20 protein-coding genes are annotated in these 23,056 nt (G+C 52.1%); 11 read left to right on the top strand and 9 right to left on the bottom strand.

What is annotated here, in order from left to right; genetic code table 11:
- Positions 1–614 precede the first annotated feature (614 nt).
- Together BS640_RS17800 and BS640_RS17795 are read left to right on the top strand one after the other, a co-directional pair.
- A complete protein-coding gene (locus BS640_RS17800; protein ID WP_225741469.1) occupies positions 615–2,006 on the top strand; it encodes a PhoPQ-activated protein PqaA family protein in 1,392 nt (463 codons plus the stop codon).
- A 60-nt stretch (positions 2,007–2,066) separates the two neighbouring features.
- Positions 2,067–2,522, top strand: a complete 456-nt coding sequence (locus BS640_RS17795) for a hypothetical protein (protein WP_017491085.1) — start codon at positions 2,067–2,069, stop codon at positions 2,520–2,522.
- Between the two features lie 36 nt (positions 2,523–2,558).
- Here the strand turns inward: BS640_RS17795 and BS640_RS17790 are convergent, their stop codons facing one another.
- The 8 genes from BS640_RS17790 to BS640_RS17755 form a co-directional block, all read right to left on the bottom strand.
- Complete coding sequence (locus BS640_RS17790) at positions 2,559–3,995, bottom strand: NAD(P)/FAD-dependent oxidoreductase (RefSeq protein WP_084913021.1); 1,437 nt, start codon at positions 3,993–3,995, stop codon at positions 2,559–2,561.
- 74 nt (positions 3,996–4,069) lie between these two features.
- Complete coding sequence (locus tag BS640_RS17785; protein ID WP_084913020.1) at positions 4,070–5,395, bottom strand: APC family permease; 1,326 nt, start codon at positions 5,393–5,395, stop codon at positions 4,070–4,072.
- 824 nt (positions 5,396–6,219) lie between these two features.
- On the bottom strand, positions 6,220–6,468 hold the full coding sequence (locus BS640_RS17780) for a CsbD family protein (protein WP_017491088.1): 249 nt from the start codon (positions 6,466–6,468) through the stop codon (positions 6,220–6,222).
- A gap of 93 nt (positions 6,469–6,561) precedes the next feature.
- On the bottom strand, positions 6,562–7,992 hold the full coding sequence (locus BS640_RS17775) for a PhoPQ-activated protein PqaA family protein (RefSeq protein ID WP_017491089.1): 1,431 nt from the start codon (positions 7,990–7,992) through the stop codon (positions 6,562–6,564).
- A gap of 472 nt (positions 7,993–8,464) precedes the next feature.
- A complete protein-coding gene (cmoB, locus tag BS640_RS17770; RefSeq protein ID WP_017491090.1) occupies positions 8,465–9,436 on the bottom strand; it encodes a tRNA 5-methoxyuridine(34)/uridine 5-oxyacetic acid(34) synthase CmoB in 972 nt (323 codons plus the stop codon).
- Complete coding sequence (gene cmoA, locus BS640_RS17765) at positions 9,433–10,188, bottom strand: carboxy-S-adenosyl-L-methionine synthase CmoA (RefSeq protein WP_017491091.1); 756 nt, start codon at positions 10,186–10,188, stop codon at positions 9,433–9,435. Before cmoA ends, cmoB begins: the two co-directional genes overlap by 4 nt.
- A gap of 139 nt (positions 10,189–10,327) precedes the next feature.
- Positions 10,328–11,146: a DUF72 domain-containing protein gene (locus tag BS640_RS17760; protein ID WP_084913019.1), complete on the bottom strand. Its 819-nt coding sequence runs from the start codon at positions 11,144–11,146 to the stop codon at positions 10,328–10,330.
- Positions 11,147–11,227: 81 nt separating this feature from the next.
- The gene (locus BS640_RS17755; protein WP_017491093.1) at positions 11,228–11,803 is read right to left on the bottom strand and encodes a hydrolase; all 576 of its coding nucleotides are present in this window, start codon (positions 11,801–11,803) and stop codon (positions 11,228–11,230) included.
- Between the two features lie 292 nt (positions 11,804–12,095).
- On the opposite strand from BS640_RS17755, the gene aspS reads away from it, so the two are divergent.
- The 9 genes from aspS (at position 12,096) to lpxM (ending at position 21,447) form a co-directional block, all read left to right on the top strand.
- Positions 12,096–13,889 carry an aspartate--tRNA ligase gene (gene aspS, locus BS640_RS17750; RefSeq protein WP_084913018.1) on the top strand — a complete coding sequence of 598 codons (1,794 nt, stop codon included), beginning with the start codon at positions 12,096–12,098 and terminating at the stop codon, positions 13,887–13,889.
- Positions 13,889–14,326: a dihydroneopterin triphosphate diphosphatase gene (gene nudB, locus BS640_RS17745; protein WP_017491095.1), complete on the top strand. Its 438-nt coding sequence runs from the start codon at positions 13,889–13,891 to the stop codon at positions 14,324–14,326. Before aspS ends, nudB begins: the two co-directional genes overlap by 1 nt.
- 87 nt (positions 14,327–14,413) lie before the next feature.
- Positions 14,414–15,157, top strand: coding sequence for a YebC/PmpR family DNA-binding transcriptional regulator (locus BS640_RS17740; RefSeq protein ID WP_017491096.1), 744 nt, complete (start codon positions 14,414–14,416; stop codon positions 15,155–15,157).
- A 180-nt stretch (positions 15,158–15,337) separates the two neighbouring features.
- Entirely contained in the window at positions 15,338–15,859 is a 522-nt protein-coding gene (gene ruvC, locus BS640_RS17735) for a crossover junction endodeoxyribonuclease RuvC (RefSeq protein ID WP_017491097.1), read from the top strand.
- A gap of 104 nt (positions 15,860–15,963) precedes the next feature.
- A complete protein-coding gene (gene ruvA, locus BS640_RS17730; protein WP_017491098.1) occupies positions 15,964–16,578 on the top strand; it encodes a Holliday junction branch migration protein RuvA in 615 nt (204 codons plus the stop codon).
- 8 nt (positions 16,579–16,586) lie between these two features.
- A complete protein-coding gene (ruvB, locus tag BS640_RS17725; protein ID WP_017491099.1) occupies positions 16,587–17,591 on the top strand; it encodes a Holliday junction branch migration DNA helicase RuvB in 1,005 nt (334 codons plus the stop codon).
- Positions 17,592–18,019: 428 nt separating this feature from the next.
- Positions 18,020–18,958, top strand: coding sequence for a zinc ABC transporter substrate-binding protein ZnuA (gene znuA, locus BS640_RS17720; protein WP_376783505.1), 939 nt, complete (start codon positions 18,020–18,022; stop codon positions 18,956–18,958).
- 19 nt (positions 18,959–18,977) lie between these two features.
- The gene (gene mepM, locus BS640_RS17715) at positions 18,978–20,312 is read left to right on the top strand and encodes a murein DD-endopeptidase MepM (protein ID WP_084913017.1); all 1,335 of its coding nucleotides are present in this window, start codon (positions 18,978–18,980) and stop codon (positions 20,310–20,312) included.
- 160 nt (positions 20,313–20,472) lie between these two features.
- Positions 20,473–21,447 carry a lauroyl-Kdo(2)-lipid IV(A) myristoyltransferase gene (gene lpxM / locus BS640_RS17710; protein ID WP_017491102.1) on the top strand — a complete coding sequence of 325 codons (975 nt, stop codon included), beginning with the start codon at positions 20,473–20,475 and terminating at the stop codon, positions 21,445–21,447.
- Positions 21,448–21,535: 88 nt separating this feature from the next.
- Here lpxM and pyk read toward each other — a convergent pair whose 3' ends face one another.
- Entirely contained in the window at positions 21,536–22,978 is a 1,443-nt protein-coding gene (pyk, locus tag BS640_RS17705) for a pyruvate kinase (protein ID WP_017491103.1), read from the bottom strand.
- Between the last annotated feature and the right edge of the window lie 78 nt (positions 22,979–23,056).

The raw sequence follows: 23,056 nt of genomic DNA, 5'->3' as shown, positions 1-23,056 counted from the left end.
AAAATATTGTACAGGTCACGGAAAATTGTATAACTTTATGCGCCTCAAGACGGACGGCAGGGTTTTTTTCATTTTAAACCCAGGCTGTCTAAGGGTTGTAAAGAACATATTTAGATAACGGCAAAGGTGCGCGAGTAAATAATTATTCGCCGATCTTCAGTGCTGAGTGGGAATTTTCTTAGAGAATTTGAATTTAAATTATGGGCAAAATTAACACCTTAATGACCTCAAAAATAGGCCCAATTTTTGAGGTATTTTTGTACGATGATTCTACCGCGAATCGATAAAAATAAACTCTGCTTAGATAAATTATTCACTCAAATAATTTACGCAGGTGACTATAACCTTGATGATCGTAATGCATGCAATGAATCAATAAAAAAGTGTCATTTCAGACCCTGCTATCGAGAGGATTCTCAGGAATGATGCTAGCAATAGGTTAATAAATAAATATTAGAAACATTCTAGTGTGCATTTAAATTCTGTATGAATTTTTTCCAGGGTAATATATGAACATATTTAAGTTGGCGTTCTTTTCTTTGCTGTTACTGCCGGCGTGTGTTTTTTCCCAAACGCGGCTATTGGACAATGCTTGTAATAGTATCGACAGCAAGGTGAGTAATACCAATATGATTGCCTGCTATCGCGAAACGCTCGCGAAGCAAAGGCTTGACTACCGCTTTGTCAGCAACCAGGCGTATCCGCGCGAATATCGGTATTTATTAAACGATATCGTGCCCGCCCGATATGCTATTGATCCCAGCAAACCGCCCGTTCAGATCAATAGATATCAAATGCTGTCACAACACTGGTCACCTGACGGTTTGGTCACTCCTGGCCAATGGCATCATGACGTCAATATTTATATTCCCAAAAACGCTAGGGGCACCAGAGCGCTTATTGCCGTCGATCTTAGCGAAAAGATGATGGCCGAAATTGCACAATCAACGAATACGATTGTTGTTTCTCTGGATAATATTCCGGCTATCGGACTGGAGTATCAGCACGATGGAATTTCACGCGTTGAGGACGACAGTATTGCGCGCAGCTGGCAATTAACGATGCAAAGTCCGCAAAACCGGGCACTGCTGCCACTGCATGTGCCGATGGCCGAAGCTATTTCACAAACCATCAGGCTGGCTAAAAAAGAGCTGAGACCCTGGCATATTGACAAATTTATTGTCACCGGCGCGTCCAAGCGCGGCTGGGCAACCTGGCTTGCCGGTATTTCAGACCCGTCGGTGGAAGCCATTGTGCCTTTCGTGGCGGACGCACTGAATACGCAAGACATTGTGAAGCACATGTACCGGGTCTACGGCGGGAACTGGCCCATTGCCTTTAAACCCTATTACGACAATCAGATCGATCTCAAGCTCGGCACGCCCGCCTTTGAGCAGTTGATGAAGATTGAGGATCCGTTGCAGTATCTGGCGACTGACGCGAGGTCTCGACTGGCGATTCCTAAATACATCATCAACGCCAGCGGCGACGACTTCTTTCCGCCGGATGATACGCGCTACTACTTTGATCCACTGCCCGGTGAAAAATCTCTGCGTATCGTGCCCAACAGCGATCATCTCGGGATTGTGAACGTCATGCAGCAGTCGCTGGTCGCGTTTATCAACCGTTTGCAGGACTCCCGTCCGCTGCCAACCGTGACCGTCACAAATTCGGCCAATAGCGACGTCGATCGACAGGTGAGTTTCTCCGAGAAGCCGGTGAAGGTGCTGCAATGGACCGCCACAAATCCTGATTCCCGAGATTTCCGCTACGCCTGCGGCATTCGTTACGCGTCTACACGCCTTACGCCCAGCCCGCAAAATACGGTGAATCTCTCGCTGGACTATGCCGGTGCTGGCTGGCAGGCGAGGTTTATTGAGGCCACCTTTGCCGATGGCTACGTGGCAACCTCACAGGTTTATATCACTCCCGATGCGAAATATCCCGTTACGGCTCCCCTCTCGGCAGGAAAAACCTGTCAGACACTGCCGGGACGAAATTCCTGAGTTTTCAATTAACTCATCATTTTTCACTTTTATCAGACACATCGTATACAGGAACGTTTTATGACGTATTTCATGACAGGCTTATTGGTGATGCTCGCATTGGTCGCGGTAGTTGGGCTGTTTAACACTATCAAGTCTCGCCAGTCGCTCAAGCGCAATTTTGCAAGCTGGTATGAGTCCTATGAGAAATCATTACGGATCTCGAAAAACAAGATGGCCAAAGAGTTGATTAAACACGCCATCGAAATCGCTGCGTCACAGAACGTGTTGACCAATACGCAGAAACACAACATTTTCAGAGCCGTGAGCAATGCGGGCTATGGTAAGGCGTTCAAAGCGTGGGAACGCAACACGTTAAATCCGATTCGCCATTCGCTGGGCGGAGAGACGCTGTCAAACATCAACGCGGTGAATGCGGGCGTGGTGATGATCATCTTTTTACTGCACAAAGAAGATGACGACTTCAAGTTGGCCAGCAACAAAGCGCTGGCCTTTATTAATCCCACCCGCCGATAAAAATCGGGCTGCCCTGCACGGGCAGCCCGAGCAGGCCTAGAATGAGACCATTTTTCCGGGCGACAGGCGAGTCCCAATGCCCATCAAGGTTTTGGCTATCGGGATAGCCACCGGGGCAAGTTGACGGCCTATCATCAACGAGCGATGTTTGATGGTGGTCAACATGTTGAAGTCATTATTGAGTCGCAAAACGTCATCACGGATAGCCTTGCCTATCCTCACCGTCTGCGCAATGCCGTGTCCACTCCAGCCGTGTACGGCATAAATGGGCGCACGTTTTCCCAGTTTTCGGCAGTCGGTTGCGCCATTTAGCGTTAAATCGGTGGTACCGCTCCAGGCAAATTCGAGCTCAAGGTCATCCCGGTCAGGAAATACGGCGCGCAGGCGAGAGGTAAGGTAATCTACGGTTTTATCGTCATGCCAGCGCATCCCGGTTCCCTGACCGCCAAACAGCAGGCGTTCGTTCCTCACCGGGCGATAATAGTCTATCTGGAACTGTGTATCGTAGACCGCTTTGCCGGTAGGCAGCAGAGAACGCGTACCGCCTTCGACCGGGCAGGTGGTGCCGACGTAAGTATAGAAAGGGATTGTCGTTGAGTTGTCCTGCGCCAGCAGAGTGTAAGTGGCACTGTGCACGGCGAGGATCACGCCTCGGCGGGCAAGAATCGATCCCTGTGGGGTGTGTACTCTCACGCCCTTGTCCGTTTCCTCGAGGCGAATCACCTCGCTCTGCTCGTGCACGGTACCCCCGTTGGTGACAAAACCATAAATAAGGCCTCGCGTCAGGGCCAGTGAATGAACCTGTCCTCCAAGCATGTCCAGCGCGCCACCGTGGTAGATATCGGACTGAATATGACTCTTGATTTCGTAAGCTCCGAGGATGGTCACGTTTTCGTCACCGAGAAACTTCCTTGCATCGGCTTCTCTGACCAGCGAGTTGAGGTGCCCGGGATGAACAGCCGCCGTTAGATGGCCGCGTCCGCGATCGACCTCAAGGCCATAGCGTGCCGTTATCTCGTCAATCAGCGACATCGACTCCGACGAGGTAAAGGTCCACAGGCGGCGTGCTTCCTCAAAGCTGAGATTTTCCAACATTGATTCTGCCTCCCAACGCGCCAGCCCGGGCGTGAGCTGTCCGCCATTGCGCCCCGAGGCGGCAGAGCCAATCCTGTCTTTTTCAAGCAGTACGGTATCAACGCCCGATTCTGAAAGGTGAAGAGCGGCAGATGCGCCCAGCAGACCTCCTCCAATCACTACCAGTTCACACTCTTTGTCCTCGATAAGCGGTGGGAAGTTTTCCCAGGGGGAAAGTGTCGACTCGTAGTAATTAGCGGGATTTCCAGGGTCCAGATTTTCGGTCTGTTTTTTGTCGTTGACCCAGTTCCAGTCACCGTGAGTTATCTCGTTCTGGGCCTGGATACAGATTGCGTCATGGGTTAACGCAGGCTTCTTAATAGCCGTTTTTAGGGACATGGCATTTTCTCAATAAGTTAATCACAGTCCTTCAGGAAGACACGCTGAGGACACCTTCAGGGAATGACTACCGGTTACACTTCGGAAAGCACCACCACCTTGTTAGTCAGTTTGCAATAGACCAGATAAGCTGCACCCAGCGCTGCCCACGTCAGGCCCAGCTCCAGCGCGTCTTTATCCAGGTTGAACCACATTACGGCGACGGTGAGTAGCCCCAACAGTGGCATGACGACGTTATTGATTCCCTCACGCAGCGAGTTGATCTGCTTTTTCAGTACGGCAAAATGCATTAATACCGAGATATTCACTGAGCTAAAGGCCACCAGCGCACCGAAGCTAATCAATGACACAGCGGTATCGAGATTGAAGAAAACTGCGGTCATCGAGATTCCACTGACGAATAGAATGCAGTAAAGAGGGCTGTGGGTTTGCGGATGGTTATAGCCAAAGAATTTCTGCGGGAAGATGTTGTCTCGCCCCATGATGTTGAGCAGTCGCGCGGCGCTTGCGTGGGAGGCCAACGCAGAGGCAAAGGTATTCACCAGAATTGCCACCAGAAATACCGACTGGAAGAATTTTCCGCCGACGTAAAGTACGATTTCCGGCATGGCTTCGTCCGGATTCTTGAACTGCGCATTGTTGGGGTAGTAAAGCTGAATAAACCAGGCGGCGACGAAGAAAATCAGTCCACCGCTCAGTGCGGTAATGAAGATAGCGCGGGGGATAACCTTGCCAGGATTACGCGTGTCGCCAGACAGGGTGGTCACGGCATCAAAGCCCAGGAACGAGAAACAGAGCATCGCCGCGCCGCCTATCAGCGGAAGAACACTGGCGTTGCCGTTGAGCAGTGGGGCTAACGTCCAGACGTGGCCGCTGCCTGCATGATGGCTCACCCCCTGAATCACCAGATAAATAAAGATGCCCATCAATATCACCGGCAATCCGACAAAAATAACGTTCAGATTCGCCAGCAGTTTGATGTTGCGGCAGTTAATGAAGGCCACCAGAAGGGTAAAAGCCATGATAAACAGGGCGGGGGGAATGTGCGGAAACAGCGACCTCAGATAAATCCCCGAGAGCAGGGAGTTGATCATCGGCAGCAGAATATAGTCGAGCAGAGAGGACCAGCCCACCAGGAACCCAAATTGGCTGCCGCAGGTGCCTCGGGCGTAGGTATAGGCCGAACCGGCCTCAGGATAAAGCTTGACCAGGCGACCATAGCTTAGTGCGGTGAGCAGAACCGCCACCAGCGCCAGCAAATAGGCCATCGGCACGCGTCCTTCAGTCACGCCGGAGACGATGCCGAAGGTGTCAAACACGGTCATTGGGGTCATATAGGCGATGCCGATTATCACAACCTGCCACAGGGAAAGCCCGGAACGAAGTCTAGAATCATTCATAGTGGTAATACTGCCTCATCATTGTATGGGAGATTTTATATAAGCAAAACGCATGCCACCCCAAAAATAAAACATTCCATAATCTTATGTATGTTTGACTTAAATCCTTATTCGACGCGGATTTAAATCGAACTCATATTTTTTATTAAATAAAAAATATGAAATTTTATAGTTAAATCATTAATTAGAATGAACAAGCGGTTTCTGAGACTGTGCGCACCAAAAGATAGCAATGCACTATAAAGATGAGATTTTCTGATGTTTATGGGGCGAGGGAGAGGAGGGCGGATGTCTTTTTCTTATGATTTTGAATCAGAGAATAAAACGAGAAAACGGAGGGTGGGCGTCTTAAATGACAATGCCGCCCTGAGGCGGCATTGATTGCGCTTAGCCTCTCAGGCTTGGCAATCAGGGCGCGAAGATGCCGTCAGCCGACTTAAGATTATTTGTAATGCTTGAGGCCGCTACGTGTAACGCTGCTATTTCATGTGTCATATCACACCTCTCTCTATCCCTGTGATTATCAGCGTACTCAACTGACTGCACATTTCGCAATAGTTTAAGGTTGTCAGGTTTTTGGAGGGGTTATAAGGGCGGGAAAAAAGTTTTACATAATGAGTAAAAGAGCCATCAGCTTGCGCTGATGGCTCAATAAAAACGACTTCTATATAGTTATGGGTAGAACGTGCTGTGTGTAAATATTATGCGGACAAAATTCTATACCTAATAAGCACTAGGTCAAGCCCGCTGAAGAAATTTCACACAGCCTTCCGAACCTCTGCCACACACTAATTAGGGTGGCTAGCATAACTCATGACGTTTTTTTATTTTCGGCCGAGCAGATAACCGATGAGAATACCTACCGCGCCTGCAACTGCAACGCCTGCGAAAGGATTTTCTTTAACCTGATCGACGGCAGTCGATACTGCATCTTTAGCCACATAGCTAGCTTGAGAGGCATATTTACGTGCTGCGCCTTTGGCCTGATGCTCGGGTGAATCAGTGAGATCGCCGTAAGCTTCCTGTGCAGCGCCCGCAACTTCTTTTACTTTGTCTTGTGCTTGATTAAACATACGCTATCTCCTTTTGATTGGTTAGATAAGGTTAGCAGAGAAAACCAGAATTGTTATCCTCTGCCACAAAATACGCGTGTTATCAGACACATCTTATAAACCACGTCCTGCCAGAGTAGTGCATGCATCGCCGTTGGCTGGCGGTGGGGTGGTAGGGTATTTATCGTCAGGCGTAATATAAACCTGCGAGGTGGCGATATAGCCGTCGCTAAACGTCGCCTCCACAAAGGTGGCCTGCCAACCCGGGCCTGGATAGCTCAGCGGCACGGAGACATTATTTCCACCGTTCATGGTAATGTCGCTAGCAATATATTTGATGCCGCATGCAAAGCGGAAATCACGTGCCGCAGGATTAGTGGCGGTCCAACGTATTACCTTCAGCGGTTTTTCGGAAAATGTGATATTCAGGCTGTTACTTTTATTTTGACGGTAGGGAGCAATGGCTAGCGTTGGCAATGCTTTGTTGTTTTGAATTCGATTGATAAACGGCACCAGTGATTTTTCGAAATCATCCTGAATGCCGATGTGGCCGGTATTTGGCGCAATACGTAATGATTTGGTTCCCGGCAGCTTGTCGTAATAATATCTTGTATTATCAGGAACAAAGAAATCATCACCGCTGGCGTTAACGATATACTTTGGAATAGCCAGGCGTGATTCGGAGGGGGTATCCATATATTGCAATGGATCCTCTATTTTCATCAATTTGATAAAGTTCGAGGAATTAACCAGCTTATCGATGCCTTGGTTATAATAGGGTGTAAAAGCCACAGGCCAGTTTCCACCGTACGAGCGATAGATATTCTTCATCACCGAATCGGTGTCCAGTACGTCAATGACAAAGGGAACGATTGCCACCACGCTGGGATCTGAAACGGCGCTTAGCCAGGTTGCCCAGCCGCGTTTCGACGCACCGGTCACGATGAACTGATCAATATTCCAGTGCACCAATTCCTTTTTTGCTAGCCTTATTGTTTGGGATATTGTGGCCGCCATCGGGACATGCAATGGCAGAAGTTGGCGCTGTGCCGGGTCTTCGGTGAATAATTTCCAGGTGCGTGCAATGCTGTCATCCTCGACGCGCACTTTGTTGTCGTTCTGATACACCAGATTATTGTTCGGGATCGTCTTGAGCGAAATGACGATAGTGTTTGTCTCCTGCACCACCTTTAACAGGGTTCCCTCGTCCATATCGACGGCGATAAGCGCACGGGTTGATTTAGGGTGTTTGGGAATACCAATCGCCACATTTTCAAGCCACTGTGAAGGCGAAACCAGATTTTCAGGAGACCAGGACTGAGAAATCATCTGATAGCGGTTAACTTCGACATCGCCATATACCTGATTGCTCAAAAACCAATATTTAAGCGGCTGCGATGCCAGCGTTTGGCGATAGCAGGAAATAACCGCTGAAGGATCATTAGCCTTCATATCTTTACACGCATTATCAGGAGTATTTGTAGCTGCAAAAATTTCACTGGTTAAAAAAAGTAAGGAAGAAATCAAATAGTGAATCTTTTTCATCATTCATCCTCAATATAATGAATGGCAGGTTTCATCTTCGAATTAACAATAAATGCTATTGTTACTGTGGGTGATTTTCTCACTCCTTGACTATTACTTATATTCTAACTGATTTTTAATCATTCTTTGTCAGCGTCCTTAAAATCAGATTATTGCTACACAAATGCTGTTAAATTAAAAAAGATATGGGTTATTTTCTGATTTCTAAAGAAATAACACTCAGTGAAATTGTTCGAATTATTTGAATTCCAAGAGGCTATTTTAGCGTTAATTTTTGATTTTGTTTGAATGACTCAAAAATATTAATGACAGAAAGGGCAACTGTAAAATTTAAGTGTGCACAATTTACGCGGTTAACACATTGATGTGCAATGTTTTAAATCTAACCGAGAGGTTTTATCATCGTGCAGAACGAGAGGAAGAGTTTGGTGATAAACCCGCCCCCGGAGACGTTAGGGGGGCGGGGTAAAGATTAAGGCTTGTTGGCAATTAACAGCGCGCGGCGTGGGGCAGGGTAGCCTTCAACGGTCTTGCTGCTGTCATTAGGGTCGAGGAACTCTGCCAGAGATTCGCTGGTCATCCACGGGGTTCGATGCTGTTCTTCCACCGTAGTCAGGCTAACATCGGCAATGCGCACATTGATGAAGCCGCATTTGATGAGCCATCCTTTTAGCGCCTCGGCGGAAGGAATGAAGTAGATATTATTCATCTGCGCATAGCGGTCGCCCGGGACCAGCACTTGATTGCTGTCACCTTCGATAACAATCGTTTCAAGCACTAACTCACCGCCGCTAACCAGCTGATTTTTAAGCTGTAGAAGGTGGTCGAGCGGGGAGCGGCGATGGTAAAGCACGCCCATCGAGAACAGAGTGTCAAAGGCGTTCAGTTCCGGGAGCTGCTCAATGCCCAACGGCAACAGGTGAGCGCGCTGACAGCCGCCCAACAGCTTGCGAACGGCCTCAAACTGGCATAAAAACAGCTGCATTGGGTCGATTCCGACCACAAAATTCGCGCCTGCGCCAAGCATGCGCCACATGTGGTAACCGCTGCCGCAGCCGACGTCGAGGACGGTACGACCCGCCAACGAAGAAATGTGCGGCAGTACGCGGTCCCACTTCCAGTCAGAACGCCATTCTGTTTCTATTTCAATGTCATACAGTGAGAATGGACCCTTGCGCCACGGCATGAGGTTACGCAGTAGGTTTTCCATGCCTTCGCGCTGACCCTTCGGCAGCGGCTCAAGCATATTGGCCGTCACGCTGTGCAGCAGATCCAGGCGTTCGGGTTGCAGCAACGGCAACCTGTCAACGGCGTTGAACCACATTTTGAACTTACCGTGCAGCGACTCTTTCTGCCAGGCCGTCAGCTGTGAAGGCAGAGTATTGAGCCACGGGCTTAGCGGACCCTTGGCGATAGCCTGATAAAAATCCCCAAATTCAATCACGCCGCGTCCCCTGCTGTCTCATCTGCCTTGATGGCAATCAGTGAGCCAAAGTTGAAGCACTGGAACCAGACCTCGGCGTGTTCAAAACCGGCCTGTTGCAGGCGTGCCTTGTGGGTCTCAACCGAATCAGTCAGCATCACGTTTTCGAGCATGCTGCGTTTCTGGCTGATTTCCAGCTCGCTATAGCCGTTGGCACGCTTAAAGTCGTGATGCATGTTGAACAGCAGTTCGCCGACGTTGACATCTTCAAAGCTAAATTTCTCCGACAAGACCAGCGCGGCCCCCGGACGCATGCCCTGATAAACCTGATTTAACAGGCGCTGGCGATCGTCGGGCTGCAAGAATTGCAGGGTAAAGTTGAGCACCACCATCGAGGCATTTTTCAGCTCGACGTCAAGAATATCGGCTTCGATAACCTGCACCGGCGTCTCGGCGCGGAAGGCGTCGATGTGGCGGCGGCAGCGCTCGACCATGGCCGGGGAGTTGTCGACGGCGATGATTTCACACCCAGAGACGTGAATATTACGGCGCATTGAAAGCGTCGCTGCACCCAGAGAGCAGCCCAGATCGTAGACGTTGCTGTCGGGTTTCACGAAGCGTTCGGCCAGCATGCCAATCATCGAAATGATGTTGGAGTAGCCAGGTACCGAGCGTTGGATCATATCGGGGAAGACTTCGGCTACGCGCTCGTCAAAAGTCCAGTCGCCGAGTTTCTCAATCGGTGCAGAAAAAAGTTTATCTTGGTTAGTCATAGTGCTGAATCAGACCAAAAAAAGTAAAAAGGGGAGCAAAAATCGTCGGTTTGCTGCTATGGGGGCGGAGTTTAGCAGATTCCGCCCGCTGGATACTCGAAAAATATCAGCCTAAGCACCGCGTGCCGGGTCCCGGTTGTTAAAACAGCGAGTTTTGCTCGGGCCAATCTGGCTCAGGCGGCAGCGCCGGAAGATGGCCTCTCAGCGTTCGCCAAAGGACCTGTGCCTGCTGCGGAGCATCGCTGCAGTCGGGAGAGTGAATAAACAGGTAAGGGGAATGCCCCTGTTGCTGCCAGTCGACCAGCTTTTTTATCCACTGCGAGAACCATTTTTGATTGACGTTAATGTCGTCCCCTCCGACGAAGCGCACTATCGGATGCGTGGCAGTGACCACGGCGTGCACCGGCAGCATCGGTTTCTTTCTTTTCGCCTCAAGCACCGCGTGGGTGGTGCTGGTGGCGTGATGCACCGGACGGCTGTCGAGCAAGGTCCGGTTGATGCCACGTTCATGAAGACCGCGATTCAATGCGCGCTCTTCCTCACCTTTCTCAAAAAACTGTGAGTGCCTGACTTCTACGCCGTAATCAAAGCTGGTAGGCAAGGCATCAAGAAACTGCCACAGGCGGTCGAGATGCTGAGGTGAGAAAGTGGAGGGTAACTGTAACCACAGTTGGCCGATGCGGTTCCCCAGCGGCGCGATGCACTGATAGAAGGCATCGATTTCCCGCTGACAGTTTTGCAGCGCGGCCTTGTGGCTAATGGTTTGGGGAAATTTGAAACAGAAACGGAAATCATCATGGGTCATGTCGCGCCAGCGCATAACAACCTCGGCATTGGGCAATGCGTAAAATGTCGTATTGCCTTCCACGCAGTTGAAGTAACGGGCGTAATCGGCCAAATCGTGCAGGCCGATGCTGTTCCATGCACTGTGGTGCCATTGGGGAAGTCCAATATACATGCCGTTTCCCTATTGTTGTTCCGTTTCTAAAATGAAAAACGCCGCCCATAGGCGGCGTTGGCTGATATCGGCAGGGTAACCTTACTCGGCGATGGCAGCAAGTACCTCGTCAGTGGAGCGAACGCGACCGATGCGAGGGAAAATGAAGTTGATGCTTGAACCGTGGTGGTCAGCATTGTGTGCGCTGCATGCGTCTTCAGCGAACACCAGTTCGAAGCCCAGCTCCCACGCATTACGCGCGGTGGACTCCACGCCGATGTTGGTAGAGATGCCGCAAAGAACGACGGTTTTAATACCACGACGGCGCAGTTGCAGCTCGAGGTCGGTACCGTAGAACGCGCCCCATTGGCGTTTTACTACCAGCAGGTCTTTATCGGTAACGTTAAGTTGCTCTGGGAATTCCCACCAGTCTTCAGGCAGGCTACCCCCACCGGCAGAGATGTCGGTAGGTTGTTTCAGCGCTTCGTCGAAGGTTGCAGACCAGCCTACGCGAACCATAAATACCGGCGCGCCAAGTTTGTTGAAGCGGGTTTTCAGTTCAGTTGCTTTATCCAGGACTTGCTGAGCGGTATGTGGCCCCCCGGCAAAAGGCAGAATACCTTTCTGCAAGTCGATCAGCACCAGAGCAGTTGTTTTAGGATCAAGTGTTAGAGACATAATAGGTAGGCTCGCGATTTTATAAGTTTAAATAACCCACGGTCGTTGCGCAGCCTCCGTGCGACGGCAATTACTTAGGGCACTAATAGTCCGTAAGAGTCTAATCCAGGTTAGGGTAGGGTTTGTTGATAATTTTGTTAAATTATATGTGAGGGCGCGCCAAAGCGAATTTCAGGTGCATCAACTGCGTGTTCGCACTTATCCTGCGAACGAAATTCCTTTATAATGACCGCCTTTTTTCGACCCATATTAATCCGATGCTCACAGGCAGTGAGATCAAAGGGATACCGTTATGCGTACTGAATATTGTGGCAAGCTGAATTCGTCCAACGTTGGTCAGGAAGTGACTTTGTGCGGTTGGATTAACCGCCGCCGCGACCTGGGTGGTTTGATCTTCATCGATTTGCGCGACCGTGAAGGCATCGTGCAGGTATTTTTCGATCCGGATCAGAGCGCAGCGTACGAATTGGCGTCAGAACTGCGTAATGAGTTTTGCGTGCAGTTAACCGGTACCGTTCGTGCGCGTCCTGAAAGCCAGTTTAATAAAGACATGGCAACGGGTGAAGTTGAAGTCTTTGCCAGCGCGCTGAACATCATCAACCGTTCAGAACCGCTGCCGCTGGATTCCAACCACAACAACACCGAAGAAGCGCGTCTGAAATACCGCTATCTGGACCTGCGTCGCCCTGAGATGGCCAACCGCCTGAAAACTCGCGCACGCATCACCAGCTTTGTACGCCGTTTCATGGACACCCATGACTTCCTCGACATCGAAACGCCGATGCTGACCAAGGCCACGCCGGAAGGCGCGCGCGACTATCTGGTGCCAAGCCGCGTACATAAAGGTAAGTTCTACGCATTGCCACAGTCCCCACAGCTGTTCAAGCAGCTGTTGATGATGTCTGGCTTTGACCGTTATTACCAAATCGTTAAATGTTTCCGTGACGAAGACCTGCGTGCCGACCGTCAGCCTGAATTCACTCAGATTGACGTTGAAACCTCTTTCATGACCGCAGAGCAGGTTCGCGAAGTCATGGAGAAGCTGGCGCGCGAGCTGTGGCTGGAGGTTAAAGGCGTCGATCTGGGTGATTTCCCGATCATGACCTACGCCGATGCTATGCGTCGTTTCGGCTCCGACAAGCCTGATTTGCGTAACCCGATGGAGCTGGTCGACGTTGCTGACCTGTTCAAGTCCGTCGAGTTTAAAGTGTTCTCCGATCCGGCTAACGACCCGAAAGGTCGCGTTGCCGCGCTGCGCGTGCCGGGTGCTGCCCAGCTGAGCCGTAAGCAGATCGACGAATACGCCAAGTTTATCGAAATTTACGGCGCCAAGGGTCTGGCTTACATTAAAGTCAACGAAGTGGCTAAAGGCCTCGAAGGTATCCAGAGCCCGGTTGCCAAGTTCCTGAACGAAGAACTGCTGAGTGCGCTGATAGAGCGTACCGGTGCACAGGATGGCGATATGATTTTCTTCGGCGCCGCCAGTGCCAAGATTGTCACCGATGCCATTGGTGCACTGCGTCTGAAACTGGGTCGCGACCTGAAAATCACCAACGAAAGCGCCTGGGCGCCGCTGTGGGTGGTTGACTTCCCAATGTTCGAAGACACCGACGAAGGCGGACTTTCGGCCATGCATCACCCGTTCACCGCACCGAAAGAAATGACGGCGGAACAGCTGATCGCGAACCCAACCTCCGCTATCGCCAACGCCTACGACATGGTTATCAACGGCTATGAAGTGGGTGGCGGTTCCGTACGTATCCACCGTGGTGAGATGCAGCAGGCGGTATTCAGCATTCTGGGTATTACCGAACACGAGCAGCGCGAGAAGTTTGGCTTCCTGCTTGATGCGCTGAAATACGGCACGCCTCCGCATGCGGGTCTGGCGTTTGGTCTTGACCGTCTGGTCATGCTGCTGACCGGCACCGATAACATCCGTGACGTTATCGCGTTCCCGAAAACCACGGCGGCAGCCTGTCTGATGACCGAAGCACCTAACTTCGCCAATCCGGCGTCTCTGGTTGAGCTAGGGATTAGCGTTATCGCTAAAAAAGCGACCCCAGACACAGATTCAGAGAATAACTGATGAGCTACAAGCGTCCTGAGTCGATACTGGTGGTCATCTATGCCAGAAACAACGGCCGGGTGCTGATGCTCCAGCGGCGTGACGATACGGAGTTCTGGCAGTCGGTTACCGGCAGCCTGGAAGACGGCGAGTCACCCGCGCAAACTGCGCAGCGTGAGGTTCTGGAGGAGGTTGGCATCGATATCGCTGCCGAAAATCTGCTGTTACAGGACTGCGGCCGCTGTGTCGAGTTTGAACTGTTTGCGCACCTGCGCTATCGCTATGCCCCTGGCGTGAGCTGGAACAAAGAGCACTGGTTCTGTCTGGCATTGCCGGAAGAGCGAAGCATTGTTCTGACCGAACACCACGCCTATCGTTGGCTGGACAAAGCGGCTGCGGCCGCTTTGACCAAGTCACCGAGCAATCAGCAGGCGATTGAAGAATTTGTTATTTATTAGGCCGGTCTCAGAGTCATTGAGTCTCGGAGCAAGGCCGTTGATTATCTAAAATGAGTTCAGCCTGTATAAGGCTAATGGAGATCTTTTATGGCAGGTCACAGTAAGTGGGCCAACACCAAACACCGCAAAGCAGCACAAGACTCTAAACGCGGTAAAATTTTCACCAAAATCATTCGCGAGCTGGTTACCGCTGCGAAACTGGGCGGCGGCGATCCGGGTGCCAATCCACGTCTGCGTGCGGCCATCGACAAGGCGCTGTCAAACAACATGACGCGCGATACCCTGAACCGCGCCATCGCGCGCGGCGTGGGCGGCGATGACGACACCAACATGGAAACCATCATCTATGAAGGCTACGGCCCGGGCGGCACCGCCGTGATGGTTGAATGTCTGAGTGATAACCGTAACCGTACCGTTGCTGAAGTGCGTCATGCTTTCAGCAAAACCGGGGGTAACCTGGGGACCGACGGCTCCGTCGCTTACCTGTTCACCAAAACCGGCGTAATCACCTTTGCTCCAGGCCAGGACGAAGACGTTATCATGGAAGCCGCGCTCGAAGCGGGTGCTGATGACATCCAGACCTATGACGACGGCGCAATTGACGTTTACACCGCATGGGAAAGCCTGGGCGATGTAAAAGACGCGTTGCAGGCCGCTGGCTTCGTGGCCGATCAGGCTGAAGTCACCATGATCCCTTCTACCAAGGCCGATATGGACGCCGAGACCGCGCCTAAGCTGCTGCGTCTGATTGACATGCTGGAAGACTGTGATGATGTGCAGGAGGTTTACCACAACGGTGAAATCTCCGACGAGATCGCAGAAACCCTGTAATCTTCCTCACGGGCGAAGGCGCGACAGGCTCGCGTTTTCGCCCGGCTTTACGGACATCCTCAGTCCGGTTTGTTTTTTCCTTCAATTCAAGACAAACTTGCCAACAGAACATTTCATACGCCAACCGGTCCTCTGCCCGGACAGGCTCAGCGTTATCATAAGATAAGGTATTAATAAGCGATGGCTATCATTCTGGGGATTGACCCCGGTTCACGCGTCACAGGCTATGGCATTATCCGCCAGCAGGGCAGGCTGCTCAGCTATTTGGGCAGCGGCTGCATTCGCACGGTGGTCGATGACATGCCGGGGCGTTTGAAGCTGATTTATGCGGGCGTTACCGAAATTATCACCCAGTTTCAGCCGGACTTTTTTGCCATTGAATCGGTGTTTATGGCCAAGAATGCCGACTCGGCGCTCAAGCTGGGTCAGGCGCGCGGCGCGGCGATAGTGGCGGCGGTTAATCAGGATTTGCCGGTATTTGAATATGCGGCGCGACAGGTCAAGCAGACCGTCGTCGGTACCGGTGCGGCGGAAAAGAGTCAGGTGCAGCACATGGTGCGTTCCTTGCTCAAGCTGCCTGCCAATCCTCAGTCGGACGCCGCCGATGCGCTGGCTATTGCCATAACTCATTGTCACGTCAGCCAAAATGCGATTCGCTTAAGCAGCGACAGGCTCCAGTTGGCGCGGGGGAGAATGCGTTAATTAAGGCTGGATATCTATCCAGCTCTTTTCTATGATATAAACCATAAAAATTTTCGTCATTCCGCTGGCCTTGCTGGCGGATTCATCGGCAAAGGAAGGTAAAAGTGATAGGTCGTCTCAGAGGCATTATTCTGGAAAAACAGCCCCCGTTAGTGCTGTTGGAAACCAACGGCGTGGGTTATGAAGTGCACATGCCGATGACCTGTTTTTACGAACTGCCGGAGCTGGGGCAAGAAGCGGTGGTCTTCACCCAGTTTATCGTGCGTGAAGATGCGCAGCTGCTTTACGGCTTCAATGATAAACAGGAACGTGCGCTGTTCCGCGAGCTTATTAAGGTCAACGGCGTAGGGCCGAAGCTGGCGCTGGCTATTCTCTCTGGCATGTCTGCGCAGCAGTTTGTGAGTGCGGTAGAGAAAGAAGAAATCACCTCGCTTATCAAGCTGCCTGGCGTGGGCAAGAAGACCGCCGAACGTCTGGTGGTTGAAATGAAGGACCGCTTTAAAGGGCTCAACGGCGACCTGTTTAACAATCCGGTCGATATTAACCTGCCTGCTGCTGCGTCGAAGGCGAAAGAGTCTGACGCCGAAGGCGAAGCGGTTGCCGCACTCATTTCTCTCGGCTATAAGCCGCCAGAGGCGAGCCGAATGATCAGTAAAGTGGCCAAACCCGGCGCAGAGTGCGAGACATTGATTAGAGAAGCGCTTCGCGCGGCTCTGTGAGGTAACAGATGATAGAAGCTGACCGTCTTATTTCTGCTGGTGTTATCAGCGAAGAAGAAGTTATCGACAGAGCGATTCGTCCTAAACTGTTGTCCGAATACGTTGGGCAGCCGCACGTTCGTTCGCAGATGGAGATCTTCATTCAGGCGGCCAAACAGCGCGGCGACGCGCTGGATCACCTGCTGATTTTCGGTCCTCCCGGACTGGGTAAAACTACGCTGGCCAACATTGTTGCTAACGAGATGGGCGTGAACCTGCGTACCACGTCGGGTCCGGTGTTGGAAAAGGCGGGTGACCTCGCGGCGATGCTGACCAACCTCGAACCTCACGACGTGCTGTTTATCGATGAAATTCACCGTCTTTCACCGGTAGTTGAAGAGGTGCTGTATCCGGCAATGGAAGACTATCAGCTGGATATCATGATTGGTGAAGGCCCGGCTGCGCGCTCTATCAAACTCGATCTGCCGCCGTTCACGCTGATCGGTGCGACGACGCGGGCGGGGTCATTGACCTCTCCACTGCGCGACCGTTTTGGTATCGTGCAACGCCTGGAGTTTTACCAGGTTGCCGATTTGCAGCACATTGTGGGGCGCAGCGCGTCTTGTCTGGGGCTTGAGCTGTCGGAGGAGGGCGCGCATCAAATCGCTCGCCGTTCACGCGGTACGCCGCGTATCGCCAACCGACTGCTGCGCCGTGTGCGTGACTTCGCCGAGGTCAAAGGCGACGGCACCATCAACGGTGACGTTGCCAACGGCGCACTGGACATGCTTGACGTCGACGCCGAGGGCTTTGATTACATGGACCGTAAGCTGTTGCTGGCAATTATCGACAAATTTACCGGCGGCCCGGTTGGACTGGACAACCTCGCGGCGGCGATTGGCGAAGAGCGCGAAACCATTGAAGACGTCATTGAACCCTTCCTCATTCAGCAGGGATTCATTCAACGCACACCGCGTGGGCGTATGGCGACCCATCATGCTTACCGGCATTTTGGGATGACCCGGCCTGAGTAAAAGGTTTTTTTGGCTGGTGGCCCGCGGCGCTGTTTGTGGAGATTGTCTTTAAGGCCAACGTCAATCTACGCCGAGTCGCTTTTATGGCTTATCGGCTTCGATAGGCCACCGCAGCGAACCTGGGCAAGAGGGGGAAGTCAGTACCTCTTGCCTCTCTGCGCCTTTTTTCCATTTTGTTCCTCCCGTCCCCGCTGTACTCCCCTAAAAAGATCAAATTTGAAATTAAAACTCAATTCCAATGGTATAATGCCGCCCCTCTGACAAAATAATGATAACTCCAGTCAAAAGTTCTCTTTTGCTCTCAGCTATTTGCCGACAGGCAGGCTGCGGGCGCAGTATTCTAGACTGCTGCAATACCTAAATGCTTAGTCTGAAAACAGGCTTAAGAACGATAAAAACGATAAGCCTATTGTGAAACAGAAAAAATGATCAAAATGAAAAAATCCTTCTTGATCCGCGCCGTGATGGCCGCATCATTATTGACCGCAAGCGTGGTCACCACCGCTCAGGCGGCAGTATTGGCGTCTTTGCGCCCGCTCGGTTTTATCGCCGCCGCTATTGCCGATGGCGTTACGCCAACGGATGTCCTGCTGCCGGACGGTCAGTCTCCCCACGGCTATTCTTTGCATCCCTCCGACCTGCAACGCATGCGTAGCGCCGATCTGCTGGTGTGGGTAGGGCCGGACATGGAAAGCTTTATGAGCAAATCGGTGGCGCAATTACCGCCTAATCGCGTCGTCGACCTCTCGGCAATCCCGGAAGTGAAACCCCTACTTATGGCGGCGGATAACCAAGAACAGCGTGAACATGACATTCGTGCGCATAATAAAATCGCCGACGATCAGCAAACTGCCGTCTACGACATGTCGGTGTGGCTTTCCCCGGATATTGCGAAACTGACCGCTATCGCAATTCACGCAAAATTATTGGAACTAATGCCGCAAAAGAAGGACCAATTAGATGCCAACTTGCGCCAGTTTGAAGCCGGATTGACAAAAACTGACATAAAGCTTGGTAAGATGCTGCAACCTGTTCAGGGAAAGGGATATTTTGTTTTTCAGGATACATTCAGTTATTTTGAAAAACACTACGGGTTGTCGCCGATGGGGCGCCTCTCTGTGAATCCTGAAATCCCGCCTGGAGTACAGCGATTACATCAAATTCGAACACAGCTGGTTGAGCAGAAAGCGGTCTGCGTTTTTGCTGAACCACAGTTCAGGCCGGCCATAATTAATGCCGTTGCCCAGGGAACAACAGTGCGTACGAGCACATTGGATCCGCTGGGAGGCGGTATCGCACTGACCAAGGACAGCTATGTGAACTTCCTGTCACATCTGACTTCTCAGTACGTGAGCTGCCTGAAGTAAGCTATAAGGATCCATTTAAGTGCAGCTACTACCCCGATCGATCGCTCTGGCGCTCAACAGTCTTCCACGACCCCACCGTATCATGCTGGGGTCACTGACCGCGCTAACTCTGGCCATGGCGATATCAAAACCCTTTGTATATCATAATGATGACGACGGTTATCACCAAAAGCCTATTGCCAAACAAATCCTTCTCGACGCGCAACAGGTGCGTTCCCTGTTGCCTGAGGCGAGCGAACCTCTCGACGACAGTGACTCGCCACCCGCCGCGGATATCCCTAAAGATGAACTCGATGATAAAACCGAGAACGAAAAGGGCGTTCACGAGTATGTGGTCTCTACCGGCGATACGCTCAGCAGCATTCTGAATCAGTACGGTATCGACATGTCTGATATCTCCGCGCTGGCAACCTCAAACAGTGACCTGCGTAATCTGAAGATAGGCCAGCAGCTGTCCTGGACGGTTAACGACGACGGTGATTTACAGCGTCTGACCTGGGAAAAGTCGCGCCGTGAGACGGTGACTTTTGACCGCAGCGGCAACGGCTTCAAGGCCTCAACCGAAATGTTGAAAGGCGAATGGCAAGACCAGGTGCTCAAAGGCACCGTCGGCGGCAGTTTCGTCGGCAGCGCTAAGGAAGCTGGTCTCTCCAATGCCGAAATCGGCGCGGTGGTCAAAGCCCTACAGTGGCAGATGGACTTCAAAAAATTGCGTAAAGGCGATCAGTTCTCGGTGTTGATGTCGCGCGAAATGCTCGACGGCAAGAGCCAGCAGAGCGAACTCGCCGGCGTCCATATGCGCAGCGGCGGTAAAGATTACTATGCCATTCGCGCCGAAGACGGAAAGTTCTATGACCGTTCGGGCAGCGGGCTGGCGCGTGGTTTTCTGCGTTTCCCAACCCTCAGACAGTACCGCGTTTCCTCCAACTTCAACCCACGTCGCCTTAATCCGGTCACCGGCCGTATTGCGCCACACCGCGGCGTCGATTTTGCGGTGCCTATCGGTACGCCGGTACTGGCCGTCGGTGACGGTGAGGTGATCGTCGCCAAGAACGGCGGCGCGGCGGGTAACTACGTTGCGCTTCGTCAGGGGCGTCAGTATATGACCCGCTATATGCATCTCAGCCGGGTGCTGGTTAAGCCGGGACAAAAAGTGAAGCGTGGTCAACGTATTGGACTGTCAGGGAATACCGGGCGTTCAACCGGGCCGCATTTGCACTTTGAAGTGTGGATCAACAACGTCGCCGTCAATCCGCTGACCGCCAAGCTGCCGCGCTCCGAAGGCCTCAGCGGCAAGGACCTGAAAGACTATCTGTCTACGGTGCGTGAAGTGATGCCGCAGCTGAAACTCTGAGGTGTCCCATAGACGCAACGAATAAAATCTCTTCGTTTTCTTCTGGTTGAATAGCGTCGTCTGCCGTTGCGGGCGACACTATTCATTGCAAAATAATTCACTGCACCTATCATTGGACGATTGAATTTTATAATTAGTATAAAAGTTTATGAGTTAACGCATGCAATCAGAAAAAAAATCGAACGTTGAGTTTATCCCGCAGTTCCAAAAAGCCTTTTATCATCCGCGTTACTGGGGCATTTGGTTGGGCGTTGGCGCAATGGCGGCAATGGCTTACGTTCCGGCACCGATTCGTGACCCGATTTTGGGCGGACTCGGTCGTCTGGCAGGAAAGTTCGCGAAAGGGGCCCGTCGCCGTGCGCGCATCAACCTGCTTTACTGCCTGCCTGAATTGCCCGAAGCACGCCGTGAAGAGATAATTGACGACATGTTTGCCGCTGCGCCGCAGTCGATGGTGATGATGGCCGAACTGGCCTGCCGTGGCGATGCGAAAAAGCTGCTTGGACGCGTTCACTGGCACAATCAGGAGATAGTTGATGGCCTGAAAGCAGAAGGGAAGAACATCATCTTTCTGGTGCCTCACGGTTGGGCGGTGGATATTCCTGCCATGCTGATGGCGGCGACCGGTCAGCCGATGGCGGCGATGTTCCATAACCAGAAGAACCTGCTGAGTGACTATCTGTGGAATACCGTACGACGTCGTTTTGGCGGCCGTATGCATGCGCGCAATGACGGGATAAAACCGTTTATCAGCTCGGTTCGTCAGGGATACTGGGGCTATTATCTGCCGGATCAGGACCACGGCGCGGAACACAGCGAGTTTGTCGATTTCTTTGCAACCTATAAGGCTACGCTTCCGGCGGTCGGTAGGCTGATGAAAGTGTGCCGCGCTGAAATCGTGCCGCTTTTCCCGGTGTATGATGGCAAAAAACATCGTCTTGATATCCATATCCGCCCGCCGATGTACGACTTGGCAACGGCTGATGATGCTACCATCGCGCGTCGTATGAACGAAGAGGTCGAGGTATTGGTTGGGCCTAATCCCGAGCAGTACACCTGGATCCTTAAACTGCTTAAAACCCGCAAGCCGGGCGAGCAGGAGCCGTACACCCGTGACGAACTTTACCCACGCTAAGGGGTAAGGCACAAAAAAACCGGCCAAGGCCGGTTTTTTACGTTCTACTCTAAGTGCCACCGCGGGGTGTCACGATTCAGTCAACGGCTTATTCAACCGTCAGAACGCGCGTGGTGTTGGTCGTGCCGGTGGTGCTCATCACGTCACCCTGGGTCACGATGACGATGTCACCGGACAGCAGGTAGCCTTTGTCACGCAGCAGATTAACCGCGTCGACAGCCGCGGCGACGCCGTCGTTGTTGCTGTCAAAGAATACCGGCGTCACGCCGCGATAAAGCGCCGTGAGATTCAGGGTATGTTCGTGGCGAGACATCGCGAAGATAGGCAGGCCAGAGCTGATACGCGACATGATGAGCGGCGTTCTGCCTGACTCCGTGAGTGAGATGATCGCGCTGACGCCCTTGAGGTGGTTGGCCGCATACATTGAGGACATAGCAATGGTTTCTTCAATGTTGTCGAACTCGACGTCAAGACGGTGCTTCGAAACGTTAATGCTAGGGATTTTTTCAGCGCCAAGACAAACGCGTGCCATCGCCGCCACGGTTTCTGCCGGGTATTGACCCGCCGCCGTTTCTGCTGACAACATCACCGCGTCGGTACCGTCGAGCACGGCGTTAGCGACGTCCATAACTTCCGCTCGGGTCGGCATCGGGTTGGTAATCATCGACTCCATCATCTGGGTCGCGGTTATCACGGCGCGGTTCAACGTACGAGCGCGGCGGATAAGCTTCTTCTGAATGCCCACCAGCTCAGGATCGCCAATCTCGACGCCTAAATCTCCACGCGCCACCATGACCACGTCAGAGGCGAGAATAATGTCATCCATTGCCGCATCGCTGGCAACCGCTTCTGCACGCTCAACCTTCGAGACGATTTTCGCATGGCAGCCTGCATCGCGCGCCAGTCGGCGTGCATAGTTCAGGTCTTCACCGGTGCGTGGGAAAGAGACGGCAAGGAAGTCGACGCCAATTTTTGCCGCAGTCAGAATATCGGCTTTGTCTTTTTCGGTCAGCGCTTCAGCCGAAAGTCCACCGCCCAGTTTGTTGATGCCTTTATTGTTCGACAGCGGACCGCCAACGGTAACTTCGGTGAACACTTTCGCGTCCTGAACTTCGAGAACCTTGAGCTGCACACGTCCGTCGTCGAGTAGCAGGATATCGCCGGGGACCACGTCGGCAGGCAGGCCTTTGTAGTCAATCCCAACGCGCTCCTTGTCGCCTTCGCCCTTACTCATGTTGGCATCGAGCAGGAACTTATCGCCGATATTCAGGAAAACCTTGCCTTCCCTAAAGGTGGAAACGCGAATTTTTGGGCCCTGGAGATCGCCGAGGATAGCCACGTGACGACCGAGTTTAGCCGCAATTTCGCGAACTTTATCGGCGCGAAGCTGGTGATCTTCCGGGGTGCCGTGAGAGAAGTTAAGGCGGACGACGTTTGCACCGGCGGCAATAATTTTTTCAAGATTATTATCGCGGTCCGTTGCCGGGCCGAGGGTGGTGACAATTTTGGTTCTTCTGAGCCGTCTGGACATGCATTACTCCGTTGACTTGTGAAGCATTTGCGCTGCTAAACCTGAATAACGTGTTACGGGATAACAACATAAGGGAGG

It is taken from the genome of Rouxiella badensis (assembly GCF_002093665.1).
In the GTDB taxonomy this organism is placed as follows: domain Bacteria; phylum Pseudomonadota; class Gammaproteobacteria; order Enterobacterales; family Enterobacteriaceae; genus Rouxiella; species Rouxiella badensis.
The sequence above is the reverse complement of the archived record's forward strand: the minus strand, read 5'-3'. Positions and strand labels throughout refer to the sequence as shown.